The organism is Bacillus sp. CCNWLW194, from assembly GCF_037120585.1.
Taxonomy (GTDB): domain Bacteria; phylum Bacillota; class Bacilli; order Bacillales; family Bacillaceae_G; genus Bacillus_A; species Bacillus_A basilensis.
Genome location: NZ_JBBBBL010000002.1, coordinates 547,893 through 570,778 on the forward strand (window position 1 = coordinate 547,893; position 22,886 = coordinate 570,778).

The 22,886-nt window shown below is 37.0% G+C and carries 25 protein-coding genes; 12 read left to right on the forward strand and 13 right to left on the reverse strand.

The window, feature by feature from the left end; genetic code table 11:
• Positions 1-148 precede the first annotated feature (148 nt).
• Positions 149-1,339 carry an ornithine aminotransferase gene (gene rocD, locus V7S50_RS06265; RefSeq protein WP_063224635.1) on the forward strand — a complete coding sequence of 397 codons (1,191 nt, stop codon included), beginning with the start codon at positions 149-151 and terminating at the stop codon, positions 1,337-1,339.
• Positions 1,340-1,452: 113 nt separating this feature from the next.
• A complete protein-coding gene (locus tag V7S50_RS06270; RefSeq protein WP_063224636.1) occupies positions 1,453-1,737 on the forward strand; it encodes a hypothetical protein in 285 nt (94 codons plus the stop codon).
• Between the two features lie 33 nt (positions 1,738-1,770).
• On the opposite strand, the gene V7S50_RS06275 is transcribed toward V7S50_RS06270, so the two are convergent.
• Entirely contained in the window at positions 1,771-2,670 is a 900-nt protein-coding gene (locus tag V7S50_RS06275) for a fumarylacetoacetate hydrolase family protein (RefSeq protein WP_063224637.1), read from the reverse strand.
• Between the two features lie 247 nt (positions 2,671-2,917).
• On the opposite strand from V7S50_RS06275, the gene V7S50_RS06280 reads away from it, so the two are divergent.
• From V7S50_RS06280 to gerPF, 7 genes are all read left to right on the forward strand, one after another.
• Positions 2,918-3,097: an aspartyl-phosphate phosphatase Spo0E family protein gene (locus tag V7S50_RS06280; RefSeq protein WP_063224638.1), complete on the forward strand. Its 180-nt coding sequence runs from the start codon at positions 2,918-2,920 to the stop codon at positions 3,095-3,097.
• 96 nt (positions 3,098-3,193) lie between these two features.
• Positions 3,194-3,415, forward strand: a complete 222-nt coding sequence (gene gerPA, locus V7S50_RS06285) for a spore germination protein GerPA (protein WP_001111186.1) — start codon at positions 3,194-3,196, stop codon at positions 3,413-3,415.
• Positions 3,416-3,429: 14 nt separating this feature from the next.
• Positions 3,430-3,636 (forward strand): spore germination protein GerPB, encoded by a 207-nt coding sequence (gerPB, locus tag V7S50_RS06290; protein WP_063224639.1) that lies wholly within the window; start codon positions 3,430-3,432, stop codon positions 3,634-3,636.
• Positions 3,637-3,703: 67 nt separating this feature from the next.
• On the forward strand, positions 3,704-4,318 hold the full coding sequence (gene gerPC / locus V7S50_RS06295) for a spore germination protein GerPC (RefSeq protein ID WP_242250958.1): 615 nt from the start codon (positions 3,704-3,706) through the stop codon (positions 4,316-4,318).
• Positions 4,319-4,324: 6 nt separating this feature from the next.
• A complete protein-coding gene (gerPD, locus tag V7S50_RS06300; RefSeq protein ID WP_001052807.1) occupies positions 4,325-4,519 on the forward strand; it encodes a spore germination protein GerPD in 195 nt (64 codons plus the stop codon).
• Between the two features lie 15 nt (positions 4,520-4,534).
• On the forward strand, positions 4,535-4,921 hold the full coding sequence (locus V7S50_RS06305) for a spore germination protein GerPE (RefSeq protein WP_063224641.1): 387 nt from the start codon (positions 4,535-4,537) through the stop codon (positions 4,919-4,921).
• Between the two features lie 42 nt (positions 4,922-4,963).
• A complete protein-coding gene (gerPF, locus tag V7S50_RS06310) occupies positions 4,964-5,179 on the forward strand; it encodes a spore germination protein GerPF (protein ID WP_001141570.1) in 216 nt (71 codons plus the stop codon).
• Between the two features lie 54 nt (positions 5,180-5,233).
• Here gerPF and V7S50_RS06315 read toward each other — a convergent pair whose 3' ends face one another.
• The 6 genes from V7S50_RS06315 to V7S50_RS06340 form a co-directional block, all read right to left on the reverse strand.
• Positions 5,234-5,521 carry an RNA polymerase alpha subunit C-terminal domain-containing protein gene (locus tag V7S50_RS06315; RefSeq protein ID WP_242250956.1) on the reverse strand — a complete coding sequence of 96 codons (288 nt, stop codon included), beginning with the start codon at positions 5,519-5,521 and terminating at the stop codon, positions 5,234-5,236.
• A 12-nt stretch (positions 5,522-5,533) separates the two neighbouring features.
• Positions 5,534-9,259, reverse strand: a complete 3,726-nt coding sequence (gene addA, locus V7S50_RS06320) for a helicase-exonuclease AddAB subunit AddA (RefSeq protein WP_242250954.1) — start codon at positions 9,257-9,259, stop codon at positions 5,534-5,536.
• Positions 9,256-12,771 (reverse strand): helicase-exonuclease AddAB subunit AddB, encoded by a 3,516-nt coding sequence (gene addB, locus V7S50_RS06325; protein WP_242250952.1) that lies wholly within the window; start codon positions 12,769-12,771, stop codon positions 9,256-9,258. Before addB ends, addA begins: the two co-directional genes overlap by 4 nt.
• A 116-nt stretch (positions 12,772-12,887) precedes the next feature.
• Entirely contained in the window at positions 12,888-13,451 is a 564-nt protein-coding gene (lepB, locus tag V7S50_RS06330; RefSeq protein ID WP_063224645.1) for a signal peptidase I, read from the reverse strand.
• Between the two features lie 56 nt (positions 13,452-13,507).
• Positions 13,508-14,101: a TVP38/TMEM64 family protein gene (locus tag V7S50_RS06335; protein ID WP_000347517.1), complete on the reverse strand. Its 594-nt coding sequence runs from the start codon at positions 14,099-14,101 to the stop codon at positions 13,508-13,510.
• A 274-nt stretch (positions 14,102-14,375) separates the two neighbouring features.
• The gene (locus tag V7S50_RS06340; RefSeq protein ID WP_242250950.1) at positions 14,376-14,957 is read right to left on the reverse strand and encodes a competence protein ComK; all 582 of its coding nucleotides are present in this window, start codon (positions 14,955-14,957) and stop codon (positions 14,376-14,378) included.
• Positions 14,958-15,239: 282 nt separating this feature from the next.
• Here V7S50_RS06340 and V7S50_RS06345 point away from each other — a divergent pair, with 282 nt between their 5' ends.
• On the forward strand, positions 15,240-15,425 hold the full coding sequence (locus V7S50_RS06345) for a hypothetical protein (protein WP_063224648.1): 186 nt from the start codon (positions 15,240-15,242) through the stop codon (positions 15,423-15,425).
• Between the two features lie 26 nt (positions 15,426-15,451).
• Here the strand turns inward: V7S50_RS06345 and V7S50_RS06350 are convergent, their stop codons facing one another.
• The gene (locus tag V7S50_RS06350; protein WP_063224649.1) at positions 15,452-15,727 is read right to left on the reverse strand and encodes a hypothetical protein; all 276 of its coding nucleotides are present in this window, start codon (positions 15,725-15,727) and stop codon (positions 15,452-15,454) included.
• Positions 15,728-15,828: 101 nt separating this feature from the next.
• Positions 15,829-16,032 carry an RNA chaperone/antiterminator CspA gene (gene cspA, locus V7S50_RS06355; RefSeq protein WP_000301522.1) on the reverse strand — a complete coding sequence of 68 codons (204 nt, stop codon included), beginning with the start codon at positions 16,030-16,032 and terminating at the stop codon, positions 15,829-15,831.
• Positions 16,033-16,316: 284 nt separating this feature from the next.
• Between cspA and V7S50_RS06360 the strand changes: the two genes are divergently transcribed.
• Both V7S50_RS06360 and V7S50_RS06365 read left to right on the forward strand, forming a co-directional pair.
• Complete coding sequence (locus tag V7S50_RS06360) at positions 16,317-16,811, forward strand: DUF6584 family protein (RefSeq protein ID WP_242250949.1); 495 nt, start codon at positions 16,317-16,319, stop codon at positions 16,809-16,811.
• 19 nt (positions 16,812-16,830) lie between these two features.
• The gene (locus tag V7S50_RS06365) at positions 16,831-17,622 is read left to right on the forward strand and encodes a phosphotransferase (protein ID WP_242250948.1); all 792 of its coding nucleotides are present in this window, start codon (positions 16,831-16,833) and stop codon (positions 17,620-17,622) included.
• Between the two features lie 120 nt (positions 17,623-17,742).
• Here the strand turns inward: V7S50_RS06365 and aceA are convergent, their stop codons facing one another.
• The 4 genes from aceA to V7S50_RS06385 all read right to left on the reverse strand — a co-directional run bounded on the left by aceA (position 17,743) and on the right by V7S50_RS06385 (position 22,471).
• Positions 17,743-19,020: an isocitrate lyase gene (aceA, locus tag V7S50_RS06370; RefSeq protein ID WP_242250947.1), complete on the reverse strand. Its 1,278-nt coding sequence runs from the start codon at positions 19,018-19,020 to the stop codon at positions 17,743-17,745.
• Between the two features lie 23 nt (positions 19,021-19,043).
• Positions 19,044-20,633, reverse strand: coding sequence for a malate synthase A (gene aceB / locus V7S50_RS06375; protein WP_242250946.1), 1,590 nt, complete (start codon positions 20,631-20,633; stop codon positions 19,044-19,046).
• 182 nt (positions 20,634-20,815) lie between these two features.
• A complete protein-coding gene (locus V7S50_RS06380) occupies positions 20,816-21,472 on the reverse strand; it encodes an S-layer homology domain-containing protein (protein ID WP_063224654.1) in 657 nt (218 codons plus the stop codon).
• A gap of 339 nt (positions 21,473-21,811) precedes the next feature.
• Positions 21,812-22,471, reverse strand: coding sequence for an S-layer homology domain-containing protein (locus tag V7S50_RS06385; protein WP_063224655.1), 660 nt, complete (start codon positions 22,469-22,471; stop codon positions 21,812-21,814).
• Between the last annotated feature and the right edge of the window lie 415 nt (positions 22,472-22,886).

Consider the following 22,886-nt stretch of genomic DNA (forward strand, 5'->3'; position numbering starts at 1 on the left):
TATCCCTTACCTCCTCTTTTCACACTTTTTCACTCTATATGATAACATGTTCATTTATTTTCAGGAAATGTTTCGCTTTTTTACATTTAAATGATATAATATTTAGAGTATTTACAAACTTCTTGTAATAACAAAAGGGGGAACAATCATGATTCAAACTAAGGATATTATCGAACTTACAGACACATACGGAGCAAATAACTATCACCCACTTCCAATCGTTATTTCTAAAGCAGAAGGCGTTTGGGTAGAAGATCCTGAAGGAAACCGTTATATGGACTTATTAAGTGCATATTCTGCAGTAAACCAAGGTCATCGTCACCCAAAAATCATTAACGCTTTAATTGACCAAGCTAATCGTGTTACGTTAACTTCTCGTGCTTTCCATAGCGATCAATTAGGTCCTTGGTACGAAAAAGTTGCGAAACTAACTAATAAAGAAATGGTACTTCCAATGAATACAGGTGCAGAAGCTGTTGAAACTGCAATTAAAACAGCTCGCCGCTGGGCTTATGACGTGAAGAAAGTAGAAGCAAACCGTGCTGAAATCATCGTTTGTGAAGATAACTTCCACGGACGTACAATGGGTGCTGTTTCTATGTCTTCAAACGAAGAGTACAAGCGTGGATTCGGCCCAATGCTTCCTGGCATTATCGTAATTCCTTACGGTGATTTAGAAGCATTAAAAGCTGCTATTACACCAAACACAGCTGCATTCATTTTAGAACCAATCCAAGGTGAAGCAGGAATTAATATCCCACCAGCCGGTTTCTTAAAAGAAGCTCTTGCAGTATGTAAAAAAGAAAACGTTTTATTCGTAGCAGATGAAATCCAAACAGGCTTAGGCCGTACTGGTAAAGTATTTGCTTGTGACTGGGACGGTATAACTCCTGATATGTACATACTTGGTAAAGCTCTTGGTGGCGGCGTATTCCCAATCTCTTGCGTAGCAGCAAACCGCGACATTTTAGGCGTATTTGAGCCAGGTTCTCACGGTTCTACATTCGGTGGTAACCCACTTGCATGTGCTGTTTCTATCGCAGCTCTTGAAGTGTTAGAAGAAGAAAAATTAACAGAGCGTTCTCTTCAATTAGGTGAAAAATTAGTTGGGCAATTAAAAGAAATTGATAACCCAATGATCACTGAAGTTCGCGGTAAAGGTTTATTCATCGGTATCGAATTAAACGAGCCAGCTCGTCCTTACTGTGAACAACTAAAAGCAGCTGGTCTTTTATGTAAAGAAACACACGAAAACGTAATTCGTATCGCACCACCTCTAGTAATCTCTGAAGAAGATTTAGAGTGGGCATTCCAAAAAATTAAAGCGGTATTATCGTAATAATAAAGAGGTTGTCCTACATGTTAGGACAACCTCTTTATTTTTATATTGATTTATACTAAAATAAAATTGTAATTTTTTGTATTTACATTCTGTAAAGGAGGTACGATATATTGTTATTAAGATATGGCAAACATATTAACTATTTAGCTACGTCTTTTATTTTAGTTACATTCTTTGGCTTCCTACTTTCCACAACTTTGCTTAGTCACTACTTAACTTCTACTACATTCACACTACTGAAAGCATCATTTTGGACTGCTGTTATTCTTACTATTATTGGATTTGGCCGAGAAAAAAGCGCACTTACGGTTATACTATTGGGCATTTGCACGCTTGCATTTATTGGTCTTTACACTTTTTCCGTTATCGATTATCTCTATAACCCAAGACCATAAAAAAAGCTATCTTCGATAAGATAGCTCTTTTTTTCATTTCACTATATTTCGCAAAGTACCAATTCCTTCTACTGTAATGACCACTTCATCACCAGCATGCAAAAACTTCGGTGGTGTGAAACCTTTTCCGACACCAGCCGGCGTTCCTGTTGCGATAATATCTCCTGGTTCTAACGTCATTCCTTTACTTATCGTTGAAATAATTTCTTCTATTGAAAAAATCATTTTATTTGTATTTGAAGTTTGTCTTACTTCCCCATTTACTATCGTTTCAATGTGTAACGCATTCGGCTCACTAACCATTGATTTATGAATTAAATACGGTCCCATCGGACAAAATGTATCGAAACTTTTTCCGAGGAAAAATTGTTTATGCTTCCTTTGAATGTCGCGAGCAGTTATATCATTTATAATGGTATAACCAAAAACATGCTCAAGCGCTTTTTCTTTTTTTATTTGTTTCCCTCGCTTACCAATGATGATAGCTAGTTCGCCTTCATAGTCTAGTTCATTTGTTGCGTGAGGATGACTATTAATTTTTTCATCCATTCCAATAACTGTCGTTGGCGCTTTCGTAAAGATCATTATATTTTCTGGAATTGACTCTACTCCGCCCATTTCTATCGCATGCTCACGATAATTTTTTCCAACACAAAGAATATTCTTCCTTGGCCTTGGAATGGGTGCTAATATTTTCACCTCAGTTAACGGATAATACGCCGTTCCTTCATTTTCCTTCGCCCAATTTACAATATCACATATTTTTTCAAAACATTCGGTTCCTCTTTCAATACACTCTAACATTGTAATAGGGATTGTAACCTTTTCTCCCTTTTGCCTTTGCGCTTCCCTTAAGTGCAATACCTTTTCTCTCTCTTCATCTACAATACCTACAAATACCTTTTCTTCTTTTTTCGCCGTTACCAAACGCAATATTTCCACTCTCCATCCTAAAACTCATACCTTTTAATTGTATTCGCATCTGCAAGAAAAAAACCTTCTCATGCACGCTAATTTTTACAATATTCTTCGCATATTCTATTCGTTACTCCTTTATCATTTGGCATAAAATGTAGAAATTTTACTTTTTTTAGCGAAGACGTTTCTTTTTTATGGGATTTTTGTATAATATGTACTACATATATACTAAAAATTTCATTTAGAGATGGAGCCGATTTCAATGTTTGAGCAAGCGATTGAAAAAAAACGTGAAAAAATGATTTATTTTGCTGAACGCTATGGAATGACTTCTCAAAAAACAGTAGATTGTAGCCAAGAACTGGACAGGCTCTTAAATGCAATTTGGCATGTACATACGGATTTTAACACTAATCAAACACTCGATACACACACGCAATAACGTGTGTGTTTCTTTTATTTCAAAAAAATACACATTTTATTGAAAACGCCCATACAATAGTAGAAAAGAAAATTTTAAAAACGAAGGGTGTTTTGTATGCCAGCTATGGTCGGACATATTCGTATCGTCAATATTGGATCAAGTGGTATTTTTCATATTGGGGATGTATTTGCAATTAGGCCTATTAGTTATTCACGTGCTTTCGCCGGGGCCGGCTCTTTTAACGTTGGAGATAACGTTTCTGTCTACAATTATCAAAGCGCAACGACTGTTAATGATTCAGATATCGTTGATCAAGCGATAATTGGTTCAACTTAAAGGAGGCGATTGTGTTGAACTTTTATGTAAACCAAAGCATTATCATCAATAGCATTAAAATTGATAGTATTACAACCTCTTCCGTATTCCAAATTGGTACTGCTGGAAGTATTAAAGCTCTATCTAAATTCTCAAATACTGGCGGATTTACAGAGCCTCTTCGCCCATTACAGTCGAAAGGACAAATTATTTCTATCAAACCATCAACTAGTTCTTCTTAAGACATCCTTGTCATAAATATATAGCAGGAATATATTTACCCTCCCTATTGAAAAGGAGGTTTCACAAATGAATCAAGATATATATACTTACTTACACCAACTTCAGCAAGCTCTTCAAACACAACAAGCAGCCATCCTGAATTTGGAAGATCAAGTGCGCCAACTCCAAGAAGAGCTTAACGAATTAAAAAATCGCCCCTCCTCTTCTATAGGAAAAGTGGAATACAAATTCGATCAATTAAAAGTAGAAAATTTAAATGGTACTTTAAATATTGGTTTAAACCCGTTTTCAGCCAAAGGACAACAAATTGAGGATTTTCAAGTTGATACAGAAACTTTGAAGGTCAATCCTGAAACTGACACCAATCCAGATTTTTACCAAGGAATCCTTCAAGAAATGCATCGTTACTTAGATGAAGAAGCATATAATCGAATTCTCCATTTCGAACAAGAAGAGAGAACACCGCTCGATGAAATGTACCGACAAATGATGGTTGATGACATAAAAAAACAGATGGAGCATAGACTTCCTTATTATTTATCACAAGCGCAATCATATGAAGGGATTTCAACAGATCCAGATTATTTACGAGATATCATTATTCAAGCAATGAAACATGATATCGATAAAGCCTTCCTCTCTTTTATTCAACACATACCGGGCAATTTCCGAAAGGAGTAAGTATGTATGAACCTTAACGTTGTCAATCGTGAATTAAAAGTCGGACAGATTAAAATGAACGGTGTATCGTCATCCGCACTCTTTTTAATTGGAGATGCGAATCTCCTCATTCTATCCTCTATTCTTGATACACCGTTTGAAACTGTAACAGAGGGTCCGTTTGTACCGTTAGTAACAGACGTCCCTCCTACTCCAGGTTAAGGAGACTGAGAAATTATGTTGCATCATGTGTCTGTTGTCCAAAATGTTTCTATTATTTCTTTAGGGATTACTGCCGTGTTTCAAGTGGGAGACGCAAATCAAATGGAATTAAAAAGTAGGGCTCTTGCCGTCCACAGGGAATTTCCTTGCTATATAAAAGACGAAGGTCGCTTAGATGCATTTGAAATTTTTACAGATGAACACATCACAATCCCAAAACGTTCGACAGATGTAAAACTAAACATTGTAAATGAATGTCCCTTTATTGAAGTGAAGGATGTTGAATTACGAACACTTTTAAATTCCGGTTGCTTTCAAATCGGAAATGTTGATTATGCTTTCAATAACTCTCGTATTATGCAAATCCGCCAATATATTACGGATGAACCTTCCGCTCAATAATTCATATAGTAATTAAAAAGCTGAGTAAAGTAGGTGGATGGTATGCCTTCTGTTGTTGGAAATCTCGTCGTTCAAAACAGTAATGGCTCTTTCAATTTAGGAGATTTTTATAACGTGTCTCCGAAAGAAAACACGAAAGCGTATAATGGATCTGGAGCTTCTAACGTTGGATTTGTCGTAAATACGTTTAGTGGTGTTAGTGCAACAAATACGTTCGATTCTGATGTGGCCGATCAAGATCAGATTGGAACAGCATAAAAAAAGTAGGAGATATCTCCTACTTTTTTCTTCTTTCTACACGAAATTATAATTTTATTTAAATGATAATCCTTTTTCCTCTAGAACCGCTCTCAATTTAGGTAAAGATGCGGGTCCCATACCATGTAGTTTTAAAATTTCTTTCTCGCTATACTTTGAGAGTTCTTCTACAGTATGAATTCCGTGATGCTCTAGCGCCCTTCTTGCTGGCGCTGAAAGAAGAAAAAGAAAACCTTCTTTTGGCGTTTTCTCTTTCTCACAGGTTGGGCAAGTTGGACAATTGCTACTTTTATAGTACTCATGTCCCTTTTCACAAGTTCTTAACGTTTTTTCCGTTGCCATTTGTAAGTCCCTCTATTCCTCAACTTTTATAACGTGATTGCCATCAAAGAAGTATAAACATTTCTCTTTTACAGGATGTTGTAAGCTTTTCTCGAGTGCTTTTGCATATAGCGAAAGCTGCACTTTATATCGCTCTTCTAAAATTGGTTTCGCTTGATCGAATCCACCTGGGAACTTCCCTTCAATCGTATCCGTTTTAAAGTCGATTAACGTGATGCCATCTTCCTCTTCAATCATACAGTCGATAACACCTTGGACAAGAATCGTTTCGTCGCTCTTCCCTTGCCAATCTTGATATGCTTCTTCTGCTGCAAGCATCATCGTAAAGGGTACTTCACGCTCAACACTTTTCGCCGCTAATACCCTTTTACCTAGGTCACTGTCAAAGAATGAAATGACTTTTTCAATCGTAATTTCTTCTGCTTGTTCAAAAGTTAATAATTCCTTATTTACCATTCCAGCAATTTGCTCTTGAAGAACTTCAATCGTAATCGGCTTCTTCAAATCAATATGCTGCATAACGGCATGGACTGCTGTTCCGCGCTCTGCGTACGTTAGCCCTTTCTTCTCCATAAAGCGTGGACGTGTTTTAATTGGCGCACGTAGTTTTTTAATAAAGGCGTTATCGCTACCTTCTTCAGATTGATAATTTCTCTTTATTTCTGTAACAGATTGCTTCGCACGATGAGATGTCGCTTCCTCATATCCGTACTTCCACATTAATCTATCGTACACTTCTTCTTTCCGTTCACTTTCTAACGGAACAGCCTTTTTCTCACGAAGTGCTTCTAACAACTCTTGCTTCTCTTCTTGAACTGGCTCTGGTGCAAGTAACGTGTTACCGTCTACAACTTCTACTTTCCAGCTAGTGTCATACCCATAAACTTCATCTGGAATGCTTCCTTGTCCTAATTCAAGAAGCATTTCACTATCACGATGTCTATATAATGAAGGTGCAATCCAGTCTAAATAACAAGATGCTCCGGCACGTATATGATCTGGTAATAACCATTCACTATGCTCCCTCGCATCAAGCCATTTCTCCATTTCCTTAGTTGCATCTTTCACTGTTCCGATTAAAATTAACTTCTCTTTTGCACGCGTTAATGCTACGTATAATACGCGCATTTCTTCCGCGATTAATTCCATTTTCATTTTACGCTTAATTGCTAGTTGCGATAATGTCGTATATTTAATTCGTTTACGCGGATCAATGAACTGCGAACCGAAACCGAAGTCTTTATGCAGTAAGAAACGTTTCATTAAATCTTGTGTATTAAAACGACGACCAAGTCCAGCTACAAATACAACTGGAAACTCAAGTCCTTTACTTTTATGAATCGTCATAATGCGAACGACGTCTTCTTGTTCACCTAAAGCTCTCGCTGTACCCATATCATCACCGCGTTCTAAAATACGCTCAATAAAGCGTAAGAAGCGGAATAACCCTCTAAATGATGTTGCTTCATATTGTCTCGCGCGGTCATATAGTACACGCAGGTTTGCTTGCCTTTGCTTTCCAGCTGGTAAACCGCCAACGAAATCGTAATAACCTGTCTCACCGTACACTTTCCAAATCAAATCAGAAAGTGACTGTTGGCGCGCGAATTCACGCCATCCTTGCAGTAAGTTATAGAACCACTCTAATTTATCATGTAGTTCTTGCTCTTCTTCAAGTGGTGCCCCTTTTAAGAATGAGCTCATTACTTCATAAAACGAACCTTTCTTTCCGTGAGCACGAAGCGTCGCAAGTTCTTCATCATTTAATCCAACGATCGGTGAACGAAGCACTGCTGCAAGCGGAATATCTTGCATCGGATTATCGATAACGCGGAAGACGTTCATCATAATATTTACTTCTGTCGCTTCAAAGTAACCAGTCGCAAGATCAGCGTATACTGGAATTCCTTGCAGTTTTAATTCTTCCATAATTTGCGGCGCCCACGGCATGGAGCGAAGTAAAATAACGAAGTCGCGGTATTGTACAGGGCGCATACTATCCGTTTTACGATCATACACTTCATAACCTGAATCGACCATCGCTTTAATGCGCTGCGCCATAAGACGAGCTTCAAGCTGTGCCTTTTCTACTTCCGCACCTTCTTCACCGTCTAGTACTTCTTCTTCCGTTTGCTGAATACATAATAGCTCAGCCGCTACATCTTCACCTTCTGGGTAGCTAGCACCTAGCTTTAATTCAGCGTCAGCATCGTAATCGATTTCCCCAACTTCTTCGCCCATAATTTGTTTGAAGATGAAGTTCGTGCCTGCTAGCACTTCATGACGACTACGGAAGTTTTTCGCTAAGTCAATTTTCATTCCGCCGCCCAATCCTTCTTGCGTGAAACGTTTATATTTTCCTAAGAATAGTCCTGGTTCTGCTAATCGGAAACGATAAATCGACTGCTTCACGTCACCTACCATGAACAAGTTTCCTTCACTCTCTGAATCTTTCGTTACGAATTTAATAATCGATTCTTGTACGAAGTTCGTATCTTGATATTCATCGACTAATACTTCAGCAAATTTATTACGATATTGAAGCGCTACTGCTGATGGCTTCATTTCACCATCTTCACTTTGTTCACTTAAAATTTGTAAACAGAAATGCTCTAAATCTGTGAAATCGACCATGCCTTTATCTCGCTTCATCGCTTGGAAACGCTCTGTAAATACTTTTACAAGCTGTACGAGTTTTTCTAATACAGGATGCATATCTTGAAAATCTCGTAAGAAACTTTCAGGTCTGCGGCTAAATAGCTCTTCTTGCAATTTCTTCACTTCATCTTTCGCTTTATTACGAAGAGAGTCTACTTGTTTTACAACATCCTCGTTGTAATCACTTTTCTTAATACGTTTTAACGTTTGCCACGATACACTCTGCATCGCTTCATACACACTTGTCCATGACTCACGAGCAGCTGATGATAACGTTCCAAGTAAAGCTAAGTCTGTTTGCAGGGTTTCAACGCGAGGTGCTGGACCGTCAGGAAGCATTGCAAGTTCAGTCGCTTTACGAATATGCGCTTCCGCCGTTTCAATCTGGAATTTCACATCTTCTAATAAATACGAAGCATATACTAAATCTTCAATTGTCTTTCCTTCCACATCGTATGCCTCTACTAATTTATCAAGCCATTTTTCCGGATTTGGATGTGCTCTTGATTCTGTATGAAGCGCTAAAATCATACGCTGTAAATCATCGTCACTACGGTCACTCGTATAACGATCAACGAGTTCAAAGAATATCGCATTATCTTCAATTCCATACTCTTCTTCTAATATGTCATCTAACACTTCTTCTTTTAATAATTCGTTTTCTGTTTGATTCGCAATGCGGAAACGAGGATCCACATCAAGCATGTAATAGTATCCTCTAATGACTTGTAAACAAAATGAATGGATCGTCGAAATAGAAGCTTTATTTAATAGGCTCAGCTGCTTTCTTACGTGCTGAGATCCTGGTTCATCAATTAATACTTTTTCTAACGCTTCTCCGATTCTATTTTTCATCTCTTGCGCCGCTGCATTTGTAAATGTTACAACGAGCAGGCGGTCGACATCGACTGGGTTTTCTTCGTTTATAATCTTTTTAATAATACGTTCAACTAATACTGCTGTTTTACCTGATCCGGCTGCTGCTGCTACTAAAATATCACGTCCGTTCGCTACAACGGCTTTCCACTGGTCATCTGTCCATTGACTTCCTTCTGGTTTTTTAGGCCAATTTTCTATCATTCTCCGCCAACCTCCTCTCTAATTTTCTCCATCGCTTCACTATCTTTCATATCTTTTAACGTACGGAATTGATTATCTTCAAGTGATTCATCGAACTGACAAACCGATTTGAAGTTACAGAACGTACACGCCGCTTTATTCCCCTTTTTGTAAGGAGCAATATCGATTACACCTTCTGTAATATCTTTTCCGATATTTTCAAACGTATGGTGTACGTATTTTTGGAGTACGTTAAACTCTTGTTCACTTGCAATGCTAGAACGCGCACTAAAGCTACCGTCTTTTTTCAAACCAGCAGAAATAATATCTGAGCTTCCTGTTGAAAGTTTGTTATCCATTAAACGAACAACGTCAGCATCTCCTAGTACGAGCCCTTTCATTTTGAATTTCTTTAAAATTTCCTTTTCAATTTCTGCTTCAGATGCGTCACCTTTCACCTCAACGATTGGGTTATGAATGTGGAAATACAATACACCAGCTGGTGATGCTGTGCCGCCTTTTTTCATCCACGTCTGTGCATTTGAAGTAACAACATCTAAATACGTTAACATTTGAAGAGCTAATCCGTAATACACTTCCGTTAAGTCTAACGCTTTTGAACTTGATTTATAGTCAATAATACGTAGGAATGTCCCGTTTTCGTCTTCTGCCTTATCAACACGGTCAATACGACCAACTACTTCCATCTTCACACCATTTGGTAATGAGAATTCCATCGGCGGAAGTGATCCTGTACCGCCCATACCGAATGGCACTTCTAAATCAACTGGTACGAAACCGCTCGACTTCGCATGTTCACGCAGAATAATTGACGTACGGAAAATAATTTGTTGTAGTTTTTGTTTTAAATAGAAATGACGATTTGAGCTTAATAAAATTTGTCTTTGTAATAACGGTGCAATTTCTTCTATTACTACAGCAGAAAGATGTTCACACTCTTTTATTGATAAATCCGCCCAAGTACGGTTCTCACGTAATAGCCTGTCTGCAATTCTCTTCAGCGCTGCATGGAATAATTCCCCGATATCCGGCGCATCTAATTTGAAAATATCACGCTCTCTTAATGATAAACCGTGCTGCGCGAAATGAGCGTACGCACAACGGTTAAATAGTTCCATACGAGAGACGCTTCCCTTAATTGTATCTCCGTATAAATCTCTACTTACAACTGTGCTTAATTTCTGCGCACGATTTCGGTAGAATAAACTTGATAGCACGCGGCTACTTTTTTGCTTCCATTCATCTGAAGTGACGTAGAAATTATATACATCCCACCAAAAGTCTAAATTCCCTTCAAATCCATATCGTTTCCACGTTTGAAGTTGCTGCATAACATATGACAACGTTACTTCTGGCGTTGCTACGTATGAAATTTGTTCCGAACGTGATAAATCATTTACGTCATTCGTAATAAACGATTCTTTCACATCAGGGAACATTCTTTTTATTTTCTTAATAAAGCTAGACGCAAGTAACGTCTTTCCTTCTTCGTCTGCGAGCGGACAGGAAATATATAATTTCTCAGTTGCTCTGGTTACCATTTGGTACATAACGAACTGTTCTTCTAATAAAGTTTGTCTCGTCGTTGGTGCTAATTCAATTCCTGCCGCACCAAGAACATCTCTTTCCTCATCAGAAAGCATACCTTCATCCATAGGTGCTGCTGGAATGACACCTTCATTTACCCCAATGACGAATGTTGCTTTCACATTTGATAACCTAGAACGATCAATGTTAGCAATTAACACTTGGTCTAATGACGGCGGAATGTTTGCGAATTGAAGCGCCTCAAGACCTGTCGACATAATGTCTGTGAACATAGAAAGTGACATTTTCTCTTCGCCAAGCATCTCAACGAACGTATCAAGAAGACTCATTACTTCTTCCCATACTTGCTCATGATCTGTCGCAAATAAGAAATCGCCGCTCTCTTCTGCACGAATACGTAATGCTTCTAGTTTTTTCGGAACATCCAGCTCTTCTAAAAATAAGTAAACAGCTTCACACATTTGCATAACTGTTCCCGCACGCTTCAGTCTTTTTTGCATACGAATAACAGGCGTTCTTACAACGTCGCGCAATCGATTTATTTTCTCTTCCATTTCACGTTCACTGTCTGTAATCATCCCGTTCGTATCGTCAAGAGAACGATAGCGTCGATACATCCACGGATCCTCAGAAATCCATCTCTTCCCTTGTACACCGTACGCTAAACAGTAGTTTTCAAACTCATCCATCTCTTCGCGCATTGCTTCTTTTCTTACGTCTAATGGATATAAAAGCTCTGTTTTCACGCAGCGAAACACTGCATCATAACGCCAATTCCCGCTAATAATCTCGAGTGCTGACCGAATGCATTCTACTAGCGGATGATGTGACATCGGTCGTTTTTCATCGATGAAGTGCGGGATATTATAATCTGTAAATAACGTTCGCATCACATCGTAATAACTTTCCCCGTTACGAAGAAGAACTGCAATATCGCGGTAACGATAATCTTCGTCCGCCACAAGTCTACGAATTTCACGAGCAACACCTTCTACTTCAGCTCGCAAATTAGCTGCTGTACTAATCGTTACACTCGCTTCACCGTGAAACTTTTCATTTGGACGTGCTTCGTAATGCGTTTCTAAATGCGCTAATGCTTGCGAATGAAAACGTGGCTGTTCCATAAGCGGAATCGTTTTTTCAATTTCTATCTTCTCTTCACGTGCTACTTGTTTTATTTTTTCATACGTTAACGTCGTTTCATAAAATAGATCTAGTTCATTTACTGGCTGTGCTAACGTCTTTTCATCTATCGTTAACGTAATCGTAACTCTCGCTCCGCAAATCATAAGCTGTCTTACAATTTCTAGCTCTTGCGGTGAAAACGAATGAAATCCATCTATATAAATTTCAGCCTGATTTACATATTCAGACTGCGGAAGCTTTTCGACTAGCAATTGCAGGTAGTCTTCTGAATCTAAATATTTTCCGATTAAAGCACGCTCAAAATCATCATATAGTAATTGTAAATCATACACTTTATTCGCTAATAGCTTTTGTTCGGCACTGCTACTATGCGCATCTAATTGTTGCCACATTTCATATACGTTAGATGGCGTCACGTTATATCGTTTAAACTCCGCAATCATGCTGCCAAGATGTTCAAAAAAACCGTTTTGCTCCGCTGCCTTTTGGAACACCGATAATCCATCTTTACGAGACTCTACAATTTTACGAAGTAACATATGTACGCCCGCTTCATCAATGTGAAGACGACTCGCTCCACCAACTTCTTGCAATACCTTCCACGCTAACCGTGAAAAACTAAAAACTTGTGCCCGAATAGAACCTCTAACATCCTCACTACCAATTAACGCCTGCTGCGTTTGGAATGTCATCTGTTCTGGCACAAGATATAGTATTGTTTTCCCTCTTGGACGCTGCTTTAACTCTTCTTGCACTTCGTGTAAACAAAGTGTACTTTTTCCACTTCCCGCTCTACCAATCACAAATCGAAGTGACATGTAACCCCACCTTTCACTTACATAACGAACGTTAGTTTGCTACTATAATTGTATTATAGGACACGAAAAAAGACAAACGGAGTAGTTTGTCTTTTTCTATACTTCTACCTATTATATCAACCTTTTGAAAAATTCGTTTGCACCTCTTGAAGTGGCCAATATCGTAAATCAACTTTACCGACAACTGTATCAGCTTTTACAAACCCAAAGTGTCTACTATCCCAACTCCCGAGGCGATTATCACCTACCACAAAAATATATCCCGGTGGCACCGATTTTTCTTTCGTTAACTCTTCTAGTTTAAAATCACCTGTTAGTTGTCGTCCATCTATCTCTTTCTTATACGTTTCTAAATAAGGTTCATCCACGAATTGTCCGTTTATATATAGTTTATCATGCTTATATTCAATTTGATCCCCAGGTAAACCGATAATTCGTTTTACGTAGTCCTCTTTTTTATTCGCATGAAACACAACAACATCAAACCTATTCAAGTCCCCCACTTGATAACTCACCTTATTTACAACGAGCATATTGCCATCTTGTAATGTCGGCATCATTGACTTCCCCTCTACAACGTACGTTGAAAAGAAAAACGTTCGAAAAAATACAGCTAATAATACACCAATTAAAATTGTTCGTATCCACTCTATGCCTTCTTTTTTCAAAGTTTTCTTCATCCGCTTCTCCCCTTATCCTTTAATCATGAAGCTTTCCTTTACAAAGAAGACTATTCTTAATGTAGTTCTAACTTTACTTCAATTTTCTTACCGACATACCATAAAATAAAAATACCAATTGCTACAATGACTGATTTCACTGGATTATGAATAAATGACATTAAATCATGACCGATATACGTTAAAATAAAAATCATCACAAGCTTTCCGAACGCAAGCGCGAGGCCAAACTGCTTTACACTTATGCGAGATAAACCAGCGACAACGTTTATAAGCGCAGACGGTGTAAACGGAAAACAAAATATGACGAAAATCGGTGCGAACCCTTTCCTTTCAATCCATCCCATTGCCTTTCGTACTCTCTCATGCTTATTTACAAAAGAAAAGAAACGACTTCGGCCAAAATGACGAATAATGAAAAAGACAAGTAAGGCACCCATTACTGATCCAAGCCATGAATAAAGAAAACCGAGCCAAAATCCAAATGCAACAGCATTCGCCAATACAAATACGATGAGTGGCAATGCCGGAATTAGCGCCTCTATCATCGGTAAACCAATACCAAGAAGTGGTCCGAACGCTTTATAACTTTCAACAATATGATCCATATTTTCTGGTGAAAAATACTCTTTGATTGTCTGAAAATCCATTCTACACTTTACCCCTTTACTCTAAGTACTACCTCTACTGTATCATTGCTTATATAAAAGAGGAAATGGTAGATACGACATATGGAGATGTAATTATTAAGTTTCCATATCTTTCATTAGAATTCCTTCATTATTATGCTATGATAATCTATCAATATTCGACAGGACGTGTCGTACGTTTTGTTATTTAGGGAATGGCAGTTTTTTTGCATGTGCGATTTCTCCAATATATCGACTTACCAACAAATAAAAAGGATGGGAGTTCCCCATCCTCTCACACCTCGTCTTCTTTCACAAAATACACTTTCTCATATGCTGGTCTTAATCTAGATTCTTCATTTTTATCAATCTCTTTAAAGCAAGGATTCCCTTGTTTTTTCCTACGATCTTCATATTCAGTACGCAATTTCGCTGTACGATTTTGTTGATTTTCAAAACTAGTTTTAGATATCTCTAACTTCACCGCAAAGCCATTTATAAATCTAATAATAAGGTTTCCATCTTTTAATTCTTTATTACTTTCAATATAAAAGTGCGACAACCACGAGCACTCTTTTCTAGAATAAGAATAGGTAGGGAAAAAATAAATTTGATCGGTCGGACTAATGGCAATCGGCGCTTTATGTGTAATATGAGTTAACTCTTTCGTTCCTTCTTTTCTGCCTAAAAAACTAGAACCATGCTTGCGGCAACTTCTTTCTATAATATCTAGAGGCTTTTGAAATACGAAAAAAGAGTCTTGCACTTCAACAACTCGCGTAACAATTTTCTTTTCACTGAGAATTACAGGAAGTAAGGCCATTGTATTTTTATTAACAACGTAGTTTTCGACATAGCGTTCCACTTTACTTTCCATATTCCACTATCTCCTTTTTCCATTTATTTTAGCAGCTGCATATATAATTTTAGCATCTATGAAAAGGAAATGGCTTACAGATTCCGCTTTTTTACAATACTTTATCATTTATCAAACTTCTTTTAAATTACAAAAAACAAATATAGTGATTAAATAATAAAAATCCACATAAAATGTATTTATACTATTAATAAATATTTACAATTTCTTCCTCATTTCGTATCATTACGACAATTAACTTTGCTATAATTAAAAGAAAAATCCAATATATGGAGGTCCACTATGGAAGAAAAAGAAATTCAACCCACGATTCAAATGAAAAATAGTAGCATAGTGATTGTGAAAAACTCAGCTAGTATTATTTTCGGCTTATTTTTCATACTACTATTCTTTGCAAAACCTTTTCGTAAATCGAAATGCTCTGAATGTAAAAAACGCGAGAAGAAAAAAGTTGAAAAAGAAGAGTAAAAGGCCTTCCATTTTTGGAAGACCTTTTACTCTTCTTCATCCTCAAAAAAACCGACGATTTTTTCTTCTTCATATTCATATTTTCTTCCAAGATTCTCTGTATCTCTTTTAATTTGTAAGAGAACTATATATCGCTCCTCATCCAAAACAGAAGAATGCGATTTCTTCAAATCAATTAAGGTCACTTTATCATGTTCATACGTTTTCGCATATGCTTTTATCTCTTCAATCGTATTGTGTAAGTCTTCTTTATTTCCCCTGCGAACATCGAGTATTACTTCATTTGTATACCTCTCGATCATATATATCCCCCGTTTTCTCCTAATATAATCATTATGCTCGTATATGACAACAAAAAAAAGGATGGCAGCAGCCATCCTTTTTTCCATAATAAACTATAAAATTATAGTTTGATTACGTTTTTAGCTTGAGGTCCACGGTTACCTTCTTCGATTTCGAAGCTAACTTTTTGACCTTCTTCTAGAGATTTGAAACCTTCAGTTTCGATTGCAGAGAAATGTACGAATACGTCGTTTTCGCCTGGAACTTCGATGAAACCGAAGCCTTTTTCGTTGTTAAACCATTTTACTTGTCCTGTTACTGCCATGATTATTTCCTCCTAAGAAAATACATTTTTAATTTTTTTTAGTTTTCCTATCTAAAAAAAGAATCCACACATTATCAAATACGAAACATAAACTAGTTCTCACATACTTTTTCTCGTTCGTTTTCAGCACTTGATAATATATGGATTGCTTAATTTAACTATTCAACTGACATTATCATAGCATATTTAAAATGAAATGTACAATCTTTTTTAAAAATAGAATTTCTAATTTTTAGTATTTCTTTTAAAATATAATCATCTCTATTCCAAATAAGGAGGAATTCATGACAGCCAAAATCCCTAAAAAAACATTAAAGAAAATTGAAGAGGATATTGAAAATAATAATCTTGGTAAGGCAAGAGATAGACTACATGGCCTCATCTCTACATACCCGAATGAATTATATCTTCGAAAACAACTCGGAGACATTTATTATAAATTGCAATATCCAGAAATGGCTGGACGTTACTGGTATTTAGAGGAACATAAAACAGACATTATGCATGAATCATGTTTATTATTTGAAAAATCAATGGGAAATGATCCTTATCATATTTTACGTGCTTTAAAATTCAAAGGAGATTCTATCCATATAAAGAGGTTAGATAAAGATCAAAATTTATCTTTAGTACAGAAAACAGTAGTAGAAGAATTAGTTTATGAGTATCAGGAAACATGGCAAGATAAGTTAGTCCCACTTAGCTGTCTAGTATTTCTTGCTTTCCTTCTTTTTTCTGCCATTGTTGGTATACTCACTATATGGAATTGGATTTTTTAATTATAGGAGGAACTTTCACATGTCAAACTACGCTAACGAAGAAAAACTAACTGGCGGAAACGTCTCAAACGTATATCGTTCTGAAAATACTGTGCGGCGAGAATTGAAGCCAGACAGTGCAAAAATTCATAAGTTATTACAGCATCTAGAAAACAAAGGTTTTCATCATGCTCCAAAGTTTTTAGGTATAGATGAGAAAAATAGAGAGATTTTATCTTTTATTGAAGGAGAAGCTGGGAATTATCCTTTAAAAGAATACATGCGGTCTAATGATACGTTAAAAGAAATAGCAAAGATACTTCGCCTTTATCATGATGCTGTAAGTGACTTCCCGTTATCCGATGATTGGAAAACGATGGATCATACCCCAAATAACATTGAGGTTTTATGCCATAACGATTTTGCCATATATAATATTATTTTTAATCAAGAAAAACCAGTAGGCATTATTGATTTCGATGTTGCTGCTCCTGGACCAAGAATTTGGGATATCGCTTATACGCTGTATACTTGTGTACCTTTAAGTAGAGTGTATTATACAGAATCGGGTGAGGCAGTTCATTATGAATCGGCACAACATGCTGACTCTATAAAAGAAAGAGTGAAATTATTTGTCCAGTCCTACGGTAAAAGTATGGACGAAGATTACTTAGGAATGGTGTTACTACGTCTAGAAGCGTTATGTACATATATGAACGGAAAAGCACAAGAAGGCGACTTAAATTTTAAAAGAATGATTGATGAAGGACATCTGGAGCATTATGAAAAAGATATGCAGTTTATTCGTGAGCATAGAGCTGAGTGGATTTGATACTATTGTCTTTTTTGTCGGTAAGTCGATATATTAGAAAAATCGTTGATATCATTTCATTTACTCTCGCATCTCAAACAAAATAACAAGAGGCACCCATTCAAAAGGTGCCCCTTCCTTTTATTTCGTAAACTGTGCTTCTTCGGTAGATCCTTTTAATGCTGTCGTTGATGAAGTACCGCCTGTAATAACTTGTGCTACTTCATCAAAGTAACCTGTTCCTACTTCTCGTTGATGACGAGTTGCAGAGTAGCCATGTTTTTCTGCTGCGAATTCTGCTTGCTGTAGTTCAGAGTACGCTGTCATACCGCGCTCTTTATAGCCTCGTGCTAATTCGAACATGCCGTAGTTTAATGAGTGGAATCCAGCAAGTGTTACGAACTGGAACTTATAACCGTAAGATGCGATTTCTTTTTGGAAGCTCGCAATTGTTTTCTCATCTAGTTTTTGTTTCCAGTTAAATGAAGGTGAACAGTTATATGCAAGCAATTTCCCTGGATGCTCTTTATGAATTGCGTCCGCAAATCGTTTTGCATCTTCTAAATTTGGTTCAGATGTTTCACACCAAACGAGGTCTGCATAAGGAGCGTATGCTAAACCACGTGCAATCGCTTGATCAAGACCTGCTTTCGTACGGTAAAATCCTTCTGGTGTTCTTTCTCCTGTAATAAATGCTTTATCAACAGGATCTATATCGCTCGTAATTAAATCTGCCGCATCCGCATCTGTTCTTGCAACGATAATTGTCGGCACTCCCATTACATCTGCAGCAAGGCGTGCAGAAATTAAATTACGCACCGCTGTTTGCGTTGGTAGTAATACTTTTCCGCCTAAATGACCGCATTTCTTCTCTGAAGATAATTGATCTTCAAAATGCACGCCAGATGCACCTGCTTCAATCATACCTTTCATCAGTTCAAATACATTTAATTGTCCGCCAAATCCAGCTTCTGCATCTGCTACAATCGGCACGAAATAATCTGTATCACCACTTCCTTCCATATGCTGAATTTGATCCGCACGTTGAAGCGTTTGATTAATTCGTTTTACTACAGCAGGTACACTGTTCGCTGGATATAAACTTTGGTCTGGATACATATGGCCAGAAAGATTCGCATCAGCCGCTACTTGCCAGCCACTTAAATAAATTGCTTTTAACCCAGCTTTTACTTGTTGCATTGCTTGGTTTCCTGTTAATGCACCAAGTGCGTTAATGTAATCTTCCGTATGAAGCGACGCCCAAAGCTTTTCAGCACCGCGGCGCGCTAACGTATGTTCAATATCAATTGACCCGCGCAGGCGAATTACATCTTCTGCCGAATATGGACGTGTGATCCCTTTCCAGCGATTATCTAGTTCCCAGCTCTCTTGTAATTTCTCGATTCTTTCGTTTTTCATTTGTTCCATCCCCTTTTCACTTTTTATAAAATTTCATAACCCGGTAATGTTAAAAATGGTACGAATTCATCATTCCGAACGAGATTTGTAAACAACGTTGTCGCCTCTTGGAATCTCCCTTTCTTAAAGGCTTCTTTACCAATCTCTCTTTCTATTTTTGCTAATTCTTCTTCTTTTAGCTCTTCCACTAGTTCAAGCGTAATATTACGGCCATCATTTAGTTTTCCACCTTCATGACGAATCCATTGCCATACTTGTGCCCTAGAAATTTCGGCTGTTGCCGCATCTTCCATTAAGTTATAAATTGGTGCTGCTCCCCGTCCGCTTAACCAAGATGCAATATATTGAATGCCTACACTAATATTCATACGAAGGCCTTCTTCTGTAATCGTTCCCACTGGCACTTCTAGTAAATCTTTTTCTGTTACATGTATTTCTTCTCGTTTTCTAAAAATTTGATTCGGTGTTTTCATAATGTGATTAAATACTTCCATCGCGACTGGTACAAGTCCCGGGTGGGCAACCCAAGTCCCGTCATGACCGTCTAAAGCTTCACGCTCCTTATCAGCACGCACTTTTTCAAAAGCAGCTTCATTTGCTTCCGGATTATTTTTAATCGGAATTTGCGCTGCCATTCCTCCAATAGCTGGTGCATTACGACGATGACATGTTTGAATTACTTTCAAAGAATACGCGCGCATAAACGGCGCCGTCATCGTGACTTGTGCTCTATCTGGAAGTAAAAAGTCGTTATGATTACGGAATCCCTTTAGAAAGCTAAAAATATAATCCCATCTTCCGCAATTTAATCCAGCAGAATGATCTTTAAGCTCATACAAAATTTCATCCATTTCAAACGAAGCGTGAATCGTTTCCAGTAATACCGTTGCTTTAATCGTTCCATTTGGAATACCGATATATTTTTGAGCAAATACGAAAACATCATTCCATAACCTTGCTTCTAAATAGCTTTCCATTTTCGGTAAGTAAAAGTATGGCCCGCTTCCTTTTGCTAAAAGAGCTTTCGCATTATGGAAAAAATAAAGTCCGAAATCTACTAAGCTACCAGACATATTCTTCCCATCAACTTGCATATGTTTTTCTTCTAAATGCCATCCTCTTGGGCGCACAATTAATACTGCTGTTTTACTATTCAAACGATATTCTTTTCCGTTTTCATTTTTATGTGAAATCGTTCCCTTTACTGCATCTCGTAAGTTTATTTGACCTTCAATCGCATTTTCCCAAGTTGGTGAATTCGAATCTTCAAAATCCGCCATAAAAAGATGTGCTCCTGAATTTAAAGCGTTAATAACCATCTTTCTATCTACTGGTCCAGTAATCTCTACGCGGCGATCCTCTAAATCTTTTGGCAATTTAGCAATTGTCCAATCCGCTTCACGTATGCGCTTTGTTTCTTCTAAAAACTTCGGAAACTCTCCTGCATCAATTCTCTTTTGTTTCTCCGCACGCTTTTGTAAAAGTTCTATGCGGCGCTCATTGAAATTTTCATGTAGTTCCTTTAAAAAACTAAGCGCCTCAGGTGTCAATATTTCGTTGTACGCTGATAACATTTCTCCGACGAGTGTAACCCGTGAAGTTTGCGTCGACATATTAGCATCCCCTTCTTAAACTGTTTTATAACAGATTTGATTTTATGTTTTATATTATATAACAAATCTTCAGAAAAGGAAGTTTTTTTCGAAAATTTAATTGATTTTTTATAAAACTGTATTCTGCCACCGGCATTACACATAAAAAAAGGCCAGTGTTATACAACACTGACCCCTGTTTATTAAAGCGCTCTAAATAAGAACTGCGCATATTGTTCACGTGTTACTTTCATGTTCGGAGCGAAGTTACCATTCCCATCTCCTACTGAAATACCATTTGAACCTACTGCATTAATTGCATTTTCTGCCCAATGTCCCTTTGGTACATCTTTAAATCCTGCTGGTCCTTGTACCTTTAATCCAAATGCTCTCGTAAGAACTTGCGCCATTTCTGCACGTGTTAACGTATCTTTTGGTCTGAAGTTTCCTTTCTCGTCACCTGTAAAGATACCTAATTCTGTTACTGCTAACACTTCGAAAGGAAACATCGTTGAGTTATCATCAACAATATCATTATACGGGCTTTCTAATTCCTCATCTTCACCAAATTCTTCATCAAGATCCAGTGCACGATAAATTAAAGCGGCTACCTGTTCACGAGTTACGTTATGTCCAAAACCGAACACACCATTTCCATAACCAAGCATAATTTCTTGTTCTGCTAAAGTTTGAATTGCTTCATAAGACCAATGTCCTGCTGGTACATCTTTAAAGATTGCTTGACTTGCTTGTTGTGGCTTTGCAGCTAATTCAGCTTTTGCTGTAGTCCCTTCAGCACTAAATGCTATTCCACCCATAATTGTTAAAGCTGTTGCTACTTTTAAAATTTTTTTCTTCAAAGTACTCTCTCCCTAAAAACATATTTTTTTCTAATATAAAGAATTAACGAAAGCGTAACAATACAATTCCCATGTGATTTTTGTCTAATTTATGAACTATATTTCATATACTTTTATTTACACTCTATTAATAATAAAGTTACTAAATCTCATATTTAAACAAGAAAAAGTTACTTTATTCAATCTCTTCTTATCCACTAAATTCCAACAAATAAACTATGAACAGAAAATTGATATACTTATAAATAATATAAAACAAGAAAAAAGCGTGGGATTTCCGCGCTTTTTTCTTGTTTTATATTATATCGATATAATTTAAATGTCCTTATATTTTAACTTTCATTCATAATCTTCATCTTTTACAGGAAAATAAAAAACAGCTCTATTTAAAAACGTTGCATATTGCTCACGCGTTACAACTTTACTCGGTTCAAAATTCCCATTTCCTGTCCCTACTATGACATGATTAGACTGCAGTGCACTAATCGCATTTTTTGCCCAATGATTATTTGGTACATCTTTAAATGTATGGTTCTTCTTCATCTCAAATGTAAATGCGTTTGTAAGAATTTGCGCCATTTCTGCGCGTGTCACTGGTGCGGCTGGTCTAAAGTTTCCTTTTTCATCACCTTTAAAAATACCATGCTTTGTCAATACTAAAATTTCATCTAAAAACATTGTTGCCCTCTCAGAAATATCTTTGTATGGATTTTTTAAAGGTCCTTCTTTTTTCAAATTCAATGTACGATACAGTACTGCTGCTACTTGTTCTCTTGTTACATTATCACCTACACCAAACTTACCATTTCCATAGCCTAACATTACTTTATTGTATACTACGTCCATTATATCGTCATATGCCCAGTGGTTTACTGGAACATCATCAAAAACAATCATTTCTGGATATTCTTCTGCTTTTACGTTTGGAACATTTGTACTTACAAACAAGCCGCCCATAATAGTTACCGTGGCCATTATACGTAACATGTTCTTCTTCATTGCCCTCTCCCCTTTATCTCCATTTGAAAAAACGGAAAATAATAGACTGAAATCCTTCCCAATATTACATATGTTGCCTTTGCACCATTTATGCAATATATTACATTTAAAAAATCTATTATTGTGAAAATCACTACTAAAGGAGAGCCAATTCGCTCTCAATTTCAATTTTTATACCGAATTGTACGCAAATCATTTCTCTTTCCTATGGTCATTTAAAGGTGTTTCTATACATTAAATATTCTACTTTTTTCAAAAGAAATCCTTCACATTTTAAAAGTTCATTTTCTAGACAAAAAACGCAAATATATGTTGTTACTCCCTATATATCGACGTTTCGATAAAGGATATCAACTTAGCTGCAAAATAAGAAAATAATAACCTATCTACTAATAAAAGCTCATAATAAGCGGAA